Source organism: Streptomyces griseochromogenes (genome assembly GCF_001542625.1).
Classification (GTDB): Bacteria; Actinomycetota; Actinomycetes; order Streptomycetales; family Streptomycetaceae; genus Streptomyces; species Streptomyces griseochromogenes.
On sequence record NZ_CP016279.1, the window covers coordinates 298174 to 310720 of the forward strand.

A 12547-nucleotide genomic window follows, 5' to 3' on the forward strand; every position below is an offset into this window, starting at 1 on the left:
CGGCGGTCAAGGCGTCGTGACGGCGGTCAGGCCGAACTCCGCACCCCACGGGTCACGCAGCACGGTCGGCTCTCCCGGGCCGGAGCGGACCACCGTCGCCCCGTGAGCGAGCGCCCGGCGTACGGCGTCCGCCGGGTCGGCCGCGCCGAAGTACGGCAGCCACATCGGTCGGCCCTGGTCGCTCTCGACCACACGGGCCAGGCCGGACCCGTTCAGTTCCAGCTCCAGTCGCTCGTCCCGCGGTGCGAGCCGGTAGCCGAACAGCTCGCCGTAGAAGCCGGCGGCCCGTACGGCGTCGGGCACCCGCAGCTCGTGCCCGGACACCGCACCGGGCTCATCCGCGAGCACCACTCCCTCGTCGCGGTGGCCCTCCCAGAAGCCGACGACCACACCCGAGGGGTCGACCGCGAGGAAGAGCCGTCCGTCGTCACCCGCCGGCACCGGGTTCATCACGACCCGTCCGCCCAGCCGCCGGACCTCGACGCAGGTGTGGTCGGCGTCCTTGGTGGCCAGATACACGTTCCAGGTGGCGTTCGGTGGCAGTCCGGCCGGGCTGCCACCGAAGCCGGCGACGATCCGCCCGCCGCGCGTGGCCAGCTGGTAGCCGGACGTCTCCGCGGTGAACTCCCAGCCCAGAAGCGCCGCGTAGAACGCCTGACTCCCGGTCAGATCCGGAGTGATGCAGTCAACCCAGCATGGCGTGCCGGTAGCGTATTGGGTACGTAAAGGCATGATTCACTCTCCTCGCAGGGCACTTCTTGATCGATCAATCCGGCCGCCTCCTCCGCCCCGCTGACGCCGGGCAGCTCCAGACGGTAGGCCGGCACTCCGTCGAGCAGCCCGGCAGACCCGTCCGGCCATGCCTGCGGGGTGAGCTCGCGAGGCGTCAACCGGACGCGTTCGTCAGCACTTCGGCACAGCTGGACCAGCGTAGGCCGACCCAGCCTGGCCCGGACCGGCGCCACCGGCCCGAGACACTCCGGCCGCACCAGCAGCACCTCTGCGCCGGTCGGCGAGGTGACCGCGCGGCACAGCTCGTTCTGCAGTCCCGCGCCCCGCAGCCAGGCGGCGGACCGGCCGCGCGCCTGCAGGGGAACGAGATACGGAAGGACCTCCCCGGTGTGACGGTCCAGCACCAGCAGCCGCCCGGAGACGAACTCCCAGGAACGGTGTGCCAGTGCCGCCCCGACGTTGGCCTGCTCCGCGTACGGTCCGCCGAGCAGTGCGACCGTGGTGCCTCCCTTGGCGAGTACGACGGCCGGCACCAGGCAGAATCGGTCCTGCAACGCGGCGAAGGGCGGCAGGGCCGGAGGCACGTTCCCCCAGCCCCGGAAAGCCCGGCGCAGCAGGGGGGTGCCGTCACCGCGTCGGACCAGGAACTCCCCCGGAGCGGAACCGGTCGACCGGGAGAATTCCACGCGCAGCTGATCAGGACTTCCGGAGTTCTTCACCATGTGCGGGCCGAAGTGGAACGCGACCTCGTCCCGGTCGGCCGAGATGACACCGACTTCTATCCCGAAGAAGTTCAGCACGATCGGTTCCCATGCCGTCACAGCGCCTCCTGACGGGTTGTTGCCCATTCCGTTGAGCGTTGCCCGGGCGCGGACGCGCGCCCTAGCGCGGCCCCGGGCGCAGGCGCCAGCCGTCGAGCTGGGAGGCCGCCCACAGCGCCCGGCGGCACAGATCCGCGCCGGCCGCGTCGGCCGCGCAGGGGCTGGTGCCGGTGTAGAAGAGCACCACGTCGGTCCGCCCGGGACGGGCGGCCACGGTGACATGCTGCAGCCCGCTGTCCTTCTCGGCCACGGCCCACAGCAGCGCGCCCAGCAAAGTCCGGTCCAGGACGTGGTCGGAGTTCGGTCCGACCAGCGTCGCGGTGGCCATGTGCACGGTTGTTCAGCCCTTTTGGATCGGTGGTGCGGACCGGACCGGGCCGGGATCAGTCCCAGCGGATGTCCTGGTCGGTGTGCATCTTGATGCGCAGGCCGCTCGGGAGCAGCCCCGAGAGCGGCGCGTCGTCGACGGCGGTCTGCACGACGGCGGAGACCCGGGTGGTCGTGGCCGTCGGCAGGGTGCCGTCCGTCGACGCGTGTGCGGACCCGGCCAGAGCGCCCAGTGAAACGAACATCGCGAGCAGAGTGGACCCGGCAAGCTTGTTGCAAGAAAGCATGATTCCCCCAGGAAAAGCTGTACTCCGAATTACCGCCGCAGGTCGATTTCCGATGTCCAGCCATCACCGGGTGACGGTGAATCATCGTCGACGGATGCTTCGGAACGGGAAGGCCCCCGTGGCCTTCCGACAGAGAGGAGTCTGCTGGAGCCGTCCAGGCATCGGAAGGCCTTCAGGGCGGCATGAAAAGCGCTTTGGCACTTTGGTGCCACGCGAATGCCGCGGCGGTGGAGCGCCGCGGTCAAGGTCACCTCGCCGACGGTTGTCGTCCCCGTCAGGGGCGTGGGATGATCGGCCGGCGGTGCGCTCGGACGCGGTGCCAGGGGGGCAAGGGGCGTGCGTGCAGGGGGTGATACGGCGGCCATGCGAGGAATCGACAGTGCGGCGCAGGCGGTTTACCGCCTGATGCTGACTGATCATCAGCTGGGTGTCGAGGAGCTCTCCACCCGTCTGGGCATCGGCGAGGACGAGGTGCGTGCGGCGCTCGACCGGCTCGCCGACCTCCGGTTGCTCCGGCCCTCCGACGAGGTGCCCGGCGAGGCTCCCGGCGGACTGCGGCCCGTCGATCCGCGGGTCGGGCTGGCGGCCCTGCTGCAGCACAACGAGTCGCTGCGGCTGCGCAGGGAGCAGGAGTTCGAAGAGAGCCAGGCCGCCATCACCCGGATGCTGGCCGAGTACCGCGACGAGTCGGCGGGCGAGGAGAACCACCGGATCGAGCGGCTGCTCGGGATGGCCACCGTGCAGGCCAGGCTGGAGGAGCTGACCCGCTCGATCTCCACCGAGTGCCTCTCGTTCAGCCCCGGCGGCGCCCAGTCCGCCGCCTCCCTGGAGGCCAGCCGGCCGCTCAACAGCGACGCCCTCTCCCGGGGTGTACAGATGCGCGCCGTCTACCTGGACAGCGTCCGCAAGGACCGTGCGACCACCAGGCACGCCGAGTGGCTGACCGAACTGGGCGGACAGGTACGGACGGTACCGGCGCTGCCGCTCCGGATGATCATCTTCGACCGGGAGATCGCCCTGGTCCCCCTCGACCCGGCCAACACCCGCAAGGGAGCGGTCCAGATCACCTCGGTGGGCGTGATCACCGCCCTGATCTCGCTCTTCGAGCAGGTCTGGGCCGACGCGACACCGCTGGGCACCCCGCAGGAACGCGATGAGCGGGGACTGACCCGCCAGGAGCGGGAGTTGCTCCGGCTGCTGGGTCAGGGCTACACCGACGAGGCCGCCGGCAAGCACCTCGGGCTGTCGCTGCGTACCGTCCGCCGGATGATGGCGGACCTGATGGAACGGCTCGGTGCGCGCAGCCGTTTCGAGGCCGGACTCTACGCGGGTCGCCGCGGCTGGCTCTGACCACAGAACGGCCGTCCGGCGCACGGACAGCCGGAATGCGGAATTCGGTTACTGCGCATACGTACACCGGAAATGGCGGCCATACGTACCGCCGTTTTTCGGTATGTACGGTCTCCGACGGGCGTGTTTGAATGACCGCGTTGTCACCGACGCCGGGGAAGGCGGCTGGTCTTTGGCGGGGATGACTCTTCCCCTCGCGGTGGACCGGAAATACCTCGTCCTGGCAGCGAGAGGAAAGAGCAATCGTGACCGAGTATTTCCTGTCGGCCTATCTCACTCCGCCCGGACCGGGAGCGGTGTTCTCCGTGCGTCACGACCAGAACGTCGCCCTCTGGCGGCGTGAGGGGTCGGCGCTGACGCTGGTCCGGGTCTGGGAGCTGGAACGGGTCAGCGGACAGAAGCACCATTTCTGGCCGCTCTACACCGAGGAGCGCGCCACGGTGTTCCTGGACGCCCTGCTGGCCGAGGAGGGCCTGACCCTCGCCGACATCAGCGCCTGCTGGGGCACTCCGGGTCTGCCGAACGACCGGCCCGTGCCGAAGCCGGCCGGTGCCGAGGACTTCCCCGTCCACAGCCTGGCCCACCTCTTCAGCGGTGTCCTGCGCGACACCAAGCTCTTTCGCGAGGAACAGATCATCGGTCTGGCCATCGACGCGCTCCCCGACTACGCGCAGGAGAACCGTCCCAATCGCTACTGGTACGCGGGCTGCGTGTCCAAGGCCGGGCGGATCACGTTCGATGCGGTCGAGTCACCCGGTCCTCTCTACACGGCGGCCGAGACCGTCTTCGGCCTGGAACCGGGCTCGCTGATGGCCCTGGCCTCGGCTTCACCGACCAGCATCGAATTCGACACCGAAGCCGCGATCGAGGATGTGACGTTCTTCGGCGGATCGGCGACGCAGCCGTGGAAGCAGGCGCATGATCTGGTGCGCGACATCGTCGCCGAAGCCGAACGCCAGCTGGAGGGAACGACTCTCGACCCCGCGCTCAGCCGCGAGGACAACCTGCGCAGCGCCGTGATGAAGGTCGTCCAGCGCTGCTGCGAGTCGATCGCCGTCCGCAATGTCGAGCGGCTGCTCGCGCTGGGCGGAATCCGGGCCGAGGACACCTATCTGTCGACCAGCGGTGGCTACGCGCTCAACTGCCCCACCAACACCCTGCTGATGGACCGGTTCGGCTTCAAGGGGCTCATCACCCCGCCCTGTGCCAACGACTCCGGTCAGGGCATCGGCCTGGGCCTGCTCGGCCTGTACGGCTCCGGCGCGCTGGAGACGGCCGATCTTCGCATCGACTCCGCCTACTTCGGCCGCGACGTCACGGACGCCGAGGACGCCCTCGCCGAGTTCGCCCCGTGGATCGCCTCGGTCACCGACTTCTCGGCGGACCGGTTCGTCGCCGATGTCTCCGACGGCGTCATCGCCTGGGTCGACGGCCGGGCGGAGCTCGGACCGCGCGCGCTGGGCCACCGCAGCCTGCTCGGCGACCCGCGGTCGGCCAAGGTCAAGGACATGCTGAACGACATCAAACGCCGCCAGTGGTGGCGGCCGGTCGCGCCCGTCGTGATGGCGGAGCACGCACCACTGTGGTTCGCCTCGGACCGTGAGTCGCCGTACATGCTGGAAGCGGTCCAGGTGCGGCCCGAGGTGCGCGATCTGGTACCCGCCATCGTTCACCTGGACGGCTCGGCCCGGCACCAGACCGTCACCGCGCGGGCCAACCCGGCGCTGTACCGGGCGCTGAACGCCTTCCGGGCCGCGACCGGTGTGCCGATCCTCTGCAACACCTCGCTCAACGACAAGGGCGAGGCCGTCGTGGACACGGCGGCGGAGGCACTGAACCTGTGCGTGCGCAAGGGCATCGGCGTGCTGTACCTGTGCGGGCGGCGGGTGGAGCTGCGGGCGGACCCGGTGCCGGCGACCGCGGCGCCAGAGGGCCCGCGCCCGCGCGCCCTCGCGTACTTCGCGGGTCAGGAGGCGGACCGCGACGCGCTGTGGCAGAGCTGGCTGGACCGCGGCTACACGGTCGAGGGCATGTACCACCTCTCCCGCAGCCATGAGCTGCGCGCCGAGCAGGAGATCTCGACTCCCGAGCGGGTCAATATGCTCGCCGCCTACCGTGCCAAGGTCGACCCGTCCTTCGCCGGACTCGTCGGCAACTTCCGCCGCACCCACGGTCCCGGCGGCTCCTTCGTCGCCCCCTCGACGCTGACCGGGGCCTTCGGCGTCATCAACCCGCTGCGCCGGAGCCGCTGACGCGACGGCCGCACAGGCGGACGGGGGCGGGGCATGCCGCCCCGCCCCCGTCCGTATGCCCGTTCAGTTCCGTGTGCCTGTTCAGCCCAGATGCGAAGCGATCAGCGAGGCCACGGCCCCGGGACGCTCCAGGAGCGGCAGATGCCCGGAGTCGGGCAGGGTCAGCAGCCGGCAGTCCGGAACCGTGGCCTGCAGCAGTTCGCCGTTGCGCACGAACGCCGGCATGTCGTCGTCACCGACGATCACCAGAGTGCGCGCGGTGATCCGGCGCAGATCGTCCTCGGTGTGACGGCAGGCGGTCAGGCCGTCCATCGCGCGGTCGCCGAGCTCTGCCCAGCTGTGCCGGGCGACGACGGCCCGCAGCGCGGCCCGCACCTCCGGGTGCCGCTCGGTGCCCTTGAAGATGTCGGGCGGCGACTGCATCCACAGGTCGGCCAGTTGCTCGCCGGGGCCGGTCATCCGGTACAGCATCGTCAGCTGGCGGTAACGCACCTTCGCCGCCGCGTCGTTGGCTGTACCGGCCAGGGTGGGGGCCGCCACGACCAGGCGCTCGACCAGTCGCGGCCGCTGTGCGGCGAGTTGCACCGCGGCCATCGAGCCGAAGGACAGCGCGACGACCCGGCGGGCCCCGGTGTCCTCGGCGACCTCGGCGAGCCGCCCGGCCAGTTCGGTGAGCGTCAACCCGGGCGGGATCGGGGCGGAGCCGCCGTGGCCGGGCAGGTCCACCCCGATGTGGGTCCAGCCGGGCAGCCGGTCCCACAGCGGTCGCCACACGGTGGAGTCCATGGTGTAGCCATGCAGCCAGAGCACGGCCGGTCCGCTGCCGAAGCGGTGCAGATGGAGCCCGGTCATCGTGCCGCCCCCGCCTCGCCCGCCGCGTCCGTCAGGCCACCGAAGTCGGCGCAGAAGGCGCGGAAGGCACGTACGGGCGCATCGCGCGCGTCGTACTCGACGGCCGCGCGGGGATTCAGGTGCTCCCAGACCACCTTGTCCTCACCGAGCGCCTTCTCGCTGCCCGCGATCAGCACCGGCAGCGCGGACCGCTGATCGCCGCGCACGCCGATCGCGACCCGCGCGACGCAACCGCCCTCGGCCGTCGGCACCGAGCCGGTGACGATGACATGCACCTCGTCCGGCGGCCCGAATTCGGTGACCACCACGGACGGGCTGAACGCGCGGGCGAGGAAACGCGGCTTGTAGTCCCACCGCACCGTCCTGGTCCGTACCGCCTCCCAGCGCACTTCCTCCAGCCGGCGGGCGTCCTGCCAGGGCGAGGTCTGCATCAGGAACTCGCCCTCGATCACGAGTTCCCCGCCGTCGCCCGTCCGTGTCGCCATCCCCCGGGTGCCGGGCACTCCGTGGACGGCCTTGAAGTGGTCGGGGTCGAAGGCGTTCTCCACGACGTACTCGGACGCCACCGCGACCGGTAGGGTGACGGCCTCGACCAGCGGGTACGTGGTCTCCCATGCCGTCACGGCCTGCTCGAAGCCGCGGTCGCCGCCCGGGTCGCCGGTGAGCCGGACGAAGAGCGCCTCGCCCCAGGCGAGCACCGTGTGCTCGGCCACCGACCAGGGCCTGGTGGTGTCCCCGAGGTTGATCCGCTTGCCGTGGAAGGGGCAGACCACGCAGTCGCCCTGGCGCTTGCCGCCGTAGCCGAGATGGGCGCCGCGATGCGGGCAGTCGGCGTCGAAGACGCGGATCCGGTCGTCCTCCCGCACGGCGATCAGACGGCGGTGGCCGACCGCCAGCGGGGTGATCTCCCGGGTCAGTTCGGATCGGAAGGCCAGCAGATACCAGCCGTTGTGCACAGTTGTGGATTCCATGGTCATCGATTCGCCAATACCTTGAGCAGTTCCTCTGCCGCCCGCTCGCCGCTCGCCAGGGCTCCTTGGACCCAGGGCAGCCGGCTGCCGGTGACGGTCGCCTCGCCGGCGAAGAAGAGGGTGTCGTCCACCGGCGCGGACCATTGCCGTACCGCGTCCTCGCAGCCGGTGCGCGGGGCCGTGAACGCGCCGGTGGTCCAGGGATCTCGTCCCCAGTCCGCGGCGGTCAGGCCGACCACCCGGGCGCCCGCGGTCCAGGGCATGACGGTCTCCAGCAGTGACGACAGCGCCGGGGCACTGCGCACGGTGGCGCGCAGGGCATCGGCCGCCCCGGCCTTCGCCACGAACAGCACCTCCGGCCGGCCCGCGGAGCAGCGGACGAAGCCGCCCCCGCCGTCGACGTCGAAGGTGATGACGTCGTCGGGCGCTTCGCGGGTCAGGGTCACCACCGTGCAGTATCCGTCGCCCAGCGGCATCCGGGCGGCGGTCGCGATCTTCGCGTCGACCACCGCGGAGGGAGGCCCGATGACGCGCAGCCGCCCCTGCGCCAGCACCGGGGGCGGCACGGTGATCACGGCGGCGCAGGCGCTGGTCGTTCCCCGCACGGTGCCGGCCTCGACCCGTCCGGGGAGGCAGCGGATCTCCTGTACGGGATCGCCGAGACTGATCCGCAGGCCCTGCGCGAGCAGCAGCGCAAGCCGGTCGAATCCGCCCCGCACGGCGAACTCGCCCTCGCCGACGGCGGTGTCGCCCCGGTGGGCGCCGGCCACTCCCCGGGCGCTCAGCTCGTCCGGTTCGGCGGCCCAGCTCTGCCGGAACCACTCCTTCGCCGCCCGTTCTTCCAGGCGCGCGCTGCCGTGGGCGCGCAGCCAGGCTCCGGCCGACCGGCCCTCCGGGCCCGGGTCCCGGTGCAGCCCGGCTTCCAGCAGCCAGGGGGGACGGCGGCCATGGCTCAGGACGCCCATGTCCTGGTTGCCGCCGTCCTGGACGATGCGGGCGGTGATCCGGCGCGGCACGGTGATCATCCGGTCGGCGCCGACCAGCGCGTGCACCGGATTGCGCGCGCCGTGCACCACCTGGGCGCCGAGCTCCAGCGGAGGTCCTCCGTCGGCGGGGTGAAACGTGTGGATCCGGCCGCCCACCCGGTCCCGGGCCTCGTGGACGACCACGGTCAGCCCCTCCCGGTGGAGGCGCCGGGCGCAGGCCAGGCCGGAGGCGCCGGCGCCCACCACGATGACATCGGCCCGCATCAGCCGTGGTCCTCCTCTGCCGTGCCGGGGTCCTTGTCGTCCGCGCCCGGGACGCCCAGGTCCACGGGGAAGACGCGCAGGCGTCGCGGCACCAGGCACCGGTCCCAGTCGGGCACACCGTGCGGGCCGCGCATCCCGGGGAACCGTCGCAGCAGCCGCGGCAGCAGCAGGCCGCCCGCCTGCCGTACCAGCTGGGCGGCCAGACAGAAGTGCGGGCCGCCGCCGAAGGCGAGGTGCGGGTTGGGGTGCCGGTCGACGCGCAGTTCGTCGGGGTCGGCGAAGACGGCCGGGTCGCGGTTGGCCGCGGAGATCACCGCAAGGACGCGGGCGCCGGCCGGAAGGGTGCCACCGGCCAGTTCCACGGTGTCGGTGGTGACCCGGGCGGTGAACGGGATGGGCGCCTCGAGACGGAGCAGCTCGTCCACGGCGCGGCGGGCCGCTTCTCCGCCCGCGTCGCCGCCTTCCCCGCTCGTGTCGTCCCCAGCGGCGAGCCGACGCACCGCGGCGCGGTCGGGGAGGAGGGAGCAGAGCGCGTTGCCGACCAGCTCGGCGAGCGGCTGCCAGCCGCCCACCACCGCCAGGTTGAGGACGCCGAGCATCTCCGACCTGGTGAGCCGGTCATCGGCCGCGAACGCGGCGAGCGGCGCGGCGCGGCCGCCTCGCGCCAGTGTGGCGCAGTGCGCGTCCAGATAACGGGTGAGCGCGGCGGCCGCCGTCCGGCCGAGGGCGGCACGCGCCGGCGGGACCATCGGGTCGAGGTTGATCGAGGCGGCCCGGGCGAGGGTCTCGAAGCGGGCGTACTCGGCTGCCGCGAGCCCGAAGAGTCGGCCGAAGACGGCGGTGGCCAGCGGCCGTCCGATGTCGGCGACGGCGTCCGGGCGTTCGGCCGCGGGGCGCCGGCCGAGCCGGTCGAGCAGCTCGTCGACATCGCGGGTCAGATCGCCGGCGACGGACCGGACGGCGGACGGCCCCAGGAGCAGTGCCCCGGGGGCCCGCAGCCGGTGATGGTCCGGCGGATCGGTGGTGAGCATCGACGGCGGGAGCGCGTCGTCACGGGCACGTTCACGCTGCCCCTTGGCCGCCGAGAACCGCGGGTCCCGCAGCACCGTCTGACAGTCGGCGTGCCCGGTGACCAGCCAGAGCCCGGAGGCGGCGTCGTGGTGCACCGGATCGTTCGTCCGCAGCCACCGGTAGGCCGGATGGGGGTTGATCCGCCCCGCGGGGGAGAACGGGTGGTCGAGGTGCTCCGGCAGGCGCACCGGCGCCGTGGTCATGGTCCTGCTCCTGGGATCGTCGGCGGACCGGTGGTCGGTGGACGTGTGGTCCTCGGTTGTCAGTGGCCCCTGGTTCCAGAGGGTCGTCGATCGTCCGTCAGCGGACCCGCGGTCCGCGCCAGCGGAAGGTCAGCGCGGTGACCACCAGGCCGCCCAGTGTCCACAGCGCGAGCACCAGCGCGATATGTCCCAGCTCCCAGTTGCCGGCCGGCTCCACGGCGGTGAAGGAGTCCGGCAGGAAGACCGAACGGAAGCCCTGCGCCATCCACTTGACGGGGAAGAACGCGGCCACCGTCTGCATCCAGTGCGGCAGCTGGCCGAAGGGGAAGAAGACGCCCGAGATGAACTGCAGCACCATGAAGACCGGCGTCACGATCGCCGCCGCGGAACGGCTGTTGGGGATCAGCGCCGAATACGCGGCACCGGCCATGGCGCAGGCGACGGTCCCGAGGGCGAGGTCCCAGCCCAGGGTCATCCAGCGTTCGCCCGTGCTCGGCAGCGGAAGGCCGAACAGGGTCAGCGCGATGCCGAGCAGCAGTGCCGTCTCCAGCGCGGTGGTGACGATCACGCGCACCAGTTTGCCGATGAAGTAGGCGGACTTCGGCATCGGCGTCATCGCGAGCCGGCGCACCGTACCGGTGTCCCGTTCGATCGCGATGCTGATCGCGAGCCCGGAGAAGGCGGTGCTCATCACGCCGGCCGCGACGATGCCGGCCATGAAGACCTGCTTGAGATCGGTCTGGGTGCCCGCCACCTTGCCGGAGAAGATCGAGCCGAAGACGACCAGCAGGATCACCGGGAACATCAGGGTGAAGACCAGCGACTGCTTGTTGCGGAAGAACGCCCTGAGCTCGACCTTGGAGCGGGCCGCGGAGGCCCGCCAGACGCCGGGCATTCGGGAGGACCCGGCCATCGCACGCTCCGCTGTCGGTACGGTCCCGTCGGTGCGGCCCGTAGAGGGTTCGGTGAGGGTCATCGGATGCCCGCCTCGCTGGTGCGGTCCGCGGCTTGGCCGTCGGTGCCCTGGTCGTCGCGGCCGAGGGTGTCGGTGCCGCGGTCGGTGCCGCTGACGTTCTCCCTGATCAGATCGAGGTAGATGTCCTCGAGCGTGGGGCGGTGCACCCGCAGCTCGGGGAGTTCCCCGGCGCCCGCCTCGTGCGCCCAGGGCAGCAGTACGGACAGCAGCGCGGTGGGAGTCCGCGTGGCGATGCGCAGCACGCCGTCCGTGGTGTCCGCGAGCGCCTGCGACTCCGGCGGCAGAACAGGCAGCGCGCGTCCCGAGAGTTCCGGCGGAATCCGGAAGGAGACCGTGGTCGGAGTCTGCGAGCGGGCGCCGAACTCGGCAAGGGATCCGGACCGGACGACCTGGCCGGCGACGATCACCGCGGCGCGCTGTGCGAGCGCCTCGGCCTCGTCGAGGTAGTGGGTGGTGAGCACGGTGGTGGTACCGCGCTCGGAGAAATAACGGACCAGGTCCCAGGCCTCCCGGCGCGCCACCGGGTCCAGTCCGGTGGTGGGCTCGTCCAGGAAGATCAGGTCCGGATCGCCGACGATGCCGACGGCGACGTCGAGGCGCCGGGCCTGCCCTCCGGACAGGTCGGTGCTCTGCTTCTTCTCGTGCTTGCCCAGACCGACCATGTCGATGACCTGGCCGACCGGGAGCGGCGCCGGATAGAACGCCGCGAAGTGCTCGACGACCTCGCGTACGGTCAGGTCCGCGTAGGCGCCGGTGTTCTGGGGCACCACGCCGATGCGTGCGCGCCACCCACGCCGGTCCTCGGCTGGGTCACAGCCGAGGACTCGCACGTCACCGCCGGTTCGCTGGCGGACGCCTTCCAGGATCTCGATGGTCGTCGTCTTTCCCGCGCCATTGGGCCCGAGCAGCGCGAAGACTTCTCCTGGAAAGATGTCCAAATCCAGTCCCAGCACCGCGTGCCAGTCGCCATAACTCTTGCGAAGACCACGGACCGAGACGGGGTTCTCCCCGACGGCAGTTGCCACTTGGATCGCTCCTGGGTGGATATCAGATTGATCGGGTGGATCAGGTGCAGCAGCAGCACGGGCAGCAGCAGGAGTTGCCGCCGGCCGCGATGTCCGACAGGTCGCCCTCGCTCAGCTCGGCGGTGTCGATCTGCGGGGTCTTGGGGATGTGGAACTCGTAGCGACCGGTCGCCAGACCGATCTCGTAGAGCTCCACCTGCACCTCGAGGTTGCCCTCCTGCTCGCCCTCGGCGGCGGTGGAGACGATGACGATCTCCGCGTCGGCCGGGAGCTCCAGGCCGGCCTCGGCGAGCGCGGCACGCGGGTCCGACTGGAGCCGGGCCGCGTACTCCTCGCTCGACCAGGCGCTGATGAGGGCGCGGGTGTAGCCGTTGACGAACTCGGCCCGCTTCCGCTGGTCCAAAGCCATAAGACTTTTCCTTTTCTCGGT

At 71.4% G+C, this 12547-nt stretch carries 13 protein-coding genes; 2 read left to right on the forward strand and 11 right to left on the reverse strand.

Annotated elements, in window-relative coordinates:
• Positions 1 to 6: 6 nt before the first annotated feature.
• The 4 genes from AVL59_RS50245 to AVL59_RS01420 all read right to left on the reverse strand — a co-directional run bounded on the left by AVL59_RS50245 (position 7) and on the right by AVL59_RS01420 (position 2125).
• Positions 7 to 732 (reverse strand): VOC family protein, encoded by a 726-nt coding sequence (locus AVL59_RS50245; protein WP_159399854.1) that lies wholly within the window; start codon positions 730 to 732, stop codon positions 7 to 9.
• A complete protein-coding gene (locus tag AVL59_RS01410; RefSeq protein WP_067299389.1) occupies positions 666 to 1553 on the reverse strand; it encodes a hypothetical protein in 888 nt (295 codons plus the stop codon). Before AVL59_RS01410 ends, AVL59_RS50245 begins: the two co-directional genes overlap by 67 nt.
• A gap of 61 nt (positions 1554 to 1614) precedes the next feature.
• On the reverse strand, positions 1615 to 1881 hold the full coding sequence (locus AVL59_RS01415) for a hypothetical protein (RefSeq protein WP_067299390.1): 267 nt from the start codon (positions 1879 to 1881) through the stop codon (positions 1615 to 1617).
• A gap of 55 nt (positions 1882 to 1936) precedes the next feature.
• Positions 1937 to 2125 carry a hypothetical protein gene (locus AVL59_RS01420; protein WP_159399855.1) on the reverse strand — a complete coding sequence of 63 codons (189 nt, stop codon included), beginning with the start codon at positions 2123 to 2125 and terminating at the stop codon, positions 1937 to 1939.
• 447 nt (positions 2126 to 2572) lie between these two features.
• On the opposite strand from AVL59_RS01420, the gene AVL59_RS01425 reads away from it, so the two are divergent.
• Positions 2573 to 3517, forward strand: a complete 945-nt coding sequence (locus tag AVL59_RS01425; protein WP_237281411.1) for a helix-turn-helix domain-containing protein — start codon at positions 2573 to 2575, stop codon at positions 3515 to 3517.
• 245 nt (positions 3518 to 3762) lie between these two features.
• Positions 3763 to 5769, forward strand: a complete 2007-nt coding sequence (locus tag AVL59_RS01430; protein ID WP_067299393.1) for a carbamoyltransferase C-terminal domain-containing protein — start codon at positions 3763 to 3765, stop codon at positions 5767 to 5769.
• Positions 5770 to 5850: 81 nt separating this feature from the next.
• On the opposite strand, the gene AVL59_RS01435 is transcribed toward AVL59_RS01430, so the two are convergent.
• The 7 genes from AVL59_RS01435 to AVL59_RS01465 form a co-directional block, all read right to left on the reverse strand.
• Positions 5851 to 6621 carry an alpha/beta fold hydrolase gene (locus AVL59_RS01435; protein ID WP_067299394.1) on the reverse strand — a complete coding sequence of 257 codons (771 nt, stop codon included), beginning with the start codon at positions 6619 to 6621 and terminating at the stop codon, positions 5851 to 5853.
• Positions 6618 to 7598: a Rieske 2Fe-2S domain-containing protein gene (locus AVL59_RS01440; RefSeq protein ID WP_079146475.1), complete on the reverse strand. Its 981-nt coding sequence runs from the start codon at positions 7596 to 7598 to the stop codon at positions 6618 to 6620. The genes AVL59_RS01435 and AVL59_RS01440 overlap by 4 nt, the downstream gene beginning before the upstream one ends.
• Entirely contained in the window at positions 7595 to 8842 is a 1248-nt protein-coding gene (locus tag AVL59_RS01445) for a flavin monoamine oxidase family protein (RefSeq protein WP_067299396.1), read from the reverse strand. The genes AVL59_RS01440 and AVL59_RS01445 overlap by 4 nt, the downstream gene beginning before the upstream one ends.
• Positions 8842 to 10116 carry a cytochrome P450 gene (locus tag AVL59_RS01450; protein WP_067299397.1) on the reverse strand — a complete coding sequence of 425 codons (1275 nt, stop codon included), beginning with the start codon at positions 10114 to 10116 and terminating at the stop codon, positions 8842 to 8844. The genes AVL59_RS01445 and AVL59_RS01450 overlap by 1 nt, the downstream gene beginning before the upstream one ends.
• A 97-nt stretch (positions 10117 to 10213) precedes the next feature.
• Entirely contained in the window at positions 10214 to 11092 is an 879-nt protein-coding gene (locus AVL59_RS01455; RefSeq protein WP_079146476.1) for an ABC transporter permease, read from the reverse strand.
• Entirely contained in the window at positions 11089 to 12117 is a 1029-nt protein-coding gene (locus AVL59_RS01460; RefSeq protein WP_067299399.1) for an ABC transporter ATP-binding protein, read from the reverse strand. The genes AVL59_RS01455 and AVL59_RS01460 overlap by 4 nt, the downstream gene beginning before the upstream one ends.
• Positions 12118 to 12157: 40 nt before the next feature.
• On the reverse strand, positions 12158 to 12526 hold the full coding sequence (locus AVL59_RS01465) for a hypothetical protein (protein WP_067299400.1): 369 nt from the start codon (positions 12524 to 12526) through the stop codon (positions 12158 to 12160).
• Positions 12527 to 12547: the final 21 nt, after the last annotated feature.

What these genes read in the sequence shown, in the direction of transcription:
- AVL59_RS50245 (WP_159399854.1), bottom strand. Translation starts at nt 732, where the DNA reads ATGCCTTTACGTACCCAATACGCTACCGGCACGCCATGCTGGGTTGAC.
- AVL59_RS01415 (WP_067299390.1), bottom strand. Translation starts at nt 1,881, where the DNA reads ATGGCCACCGCGACGCTGGTCGGACCGAACTCCGACCACGTCCTGGAC.
- AVL59_RS01420 (WP_159399855.1), bottom strand. Translation starts at nt 2,125, where the DNA reads ATGTTCGTTTCACTGGGCGCTCTGGCCGGGTCCGCACACGCGTCGACG.
- AVL59_RS01425 (WP_237281411.1), top strand. Translation starts at nt 2,573, where the DNA reads ATGCTGACTGATCATCAGCTGGGTGTCGAGGAGCTCTCCACCCGTCTG.
- AVL59_RS01435 (WP_067299394.1), bottom strand. Translation starts at nt 6,621, where the DNA reads ATGACCGGGCTCCATCTGCACCGCTTCGGCAGCGGACCGGCCGTGCTC.
- AVL59_RS01440 (WP_079146475.1), bottom strand. Translation starts at nt 7,598, where the DNA reads ATGACCATGGAATCCACAACTGTGCACAACGGCTGGTATCTGCTGGCC.
- AVL59_RS01445 (WP_067299396.1), bottom strand. Translation starts at nt 8,842, where the DNA reads ATGCGGGCCGATGTCATCGTGGTGGGCGCCGGCGCCTCCGGCCTGGCC.
- AVL59_RS01450 (WP_067299397.1), bottom strand. Translation starts at nt 10,116, where the DNA reads ATGACCACGGCGCCGGTGCGCCTGCCGGAGCACCTCGACCACCCGTTC.
- AVL59_RS01455 (WP_079146476.1), bottom strand. Translation starts at nt 11,092, where the DNA reads ATGACCCTCACCGAACCCTCTACGGGCCGCACCGACGGGACCGTACCG.
- AVL59_RS01465 (WP_067299400.1), bottom strand. Translation starts at nt 12,526, where the DNA reads ATGGCTTTGGACCAGCGGAAGCGGGCCGAGTTCGTCAACGGCTACACC.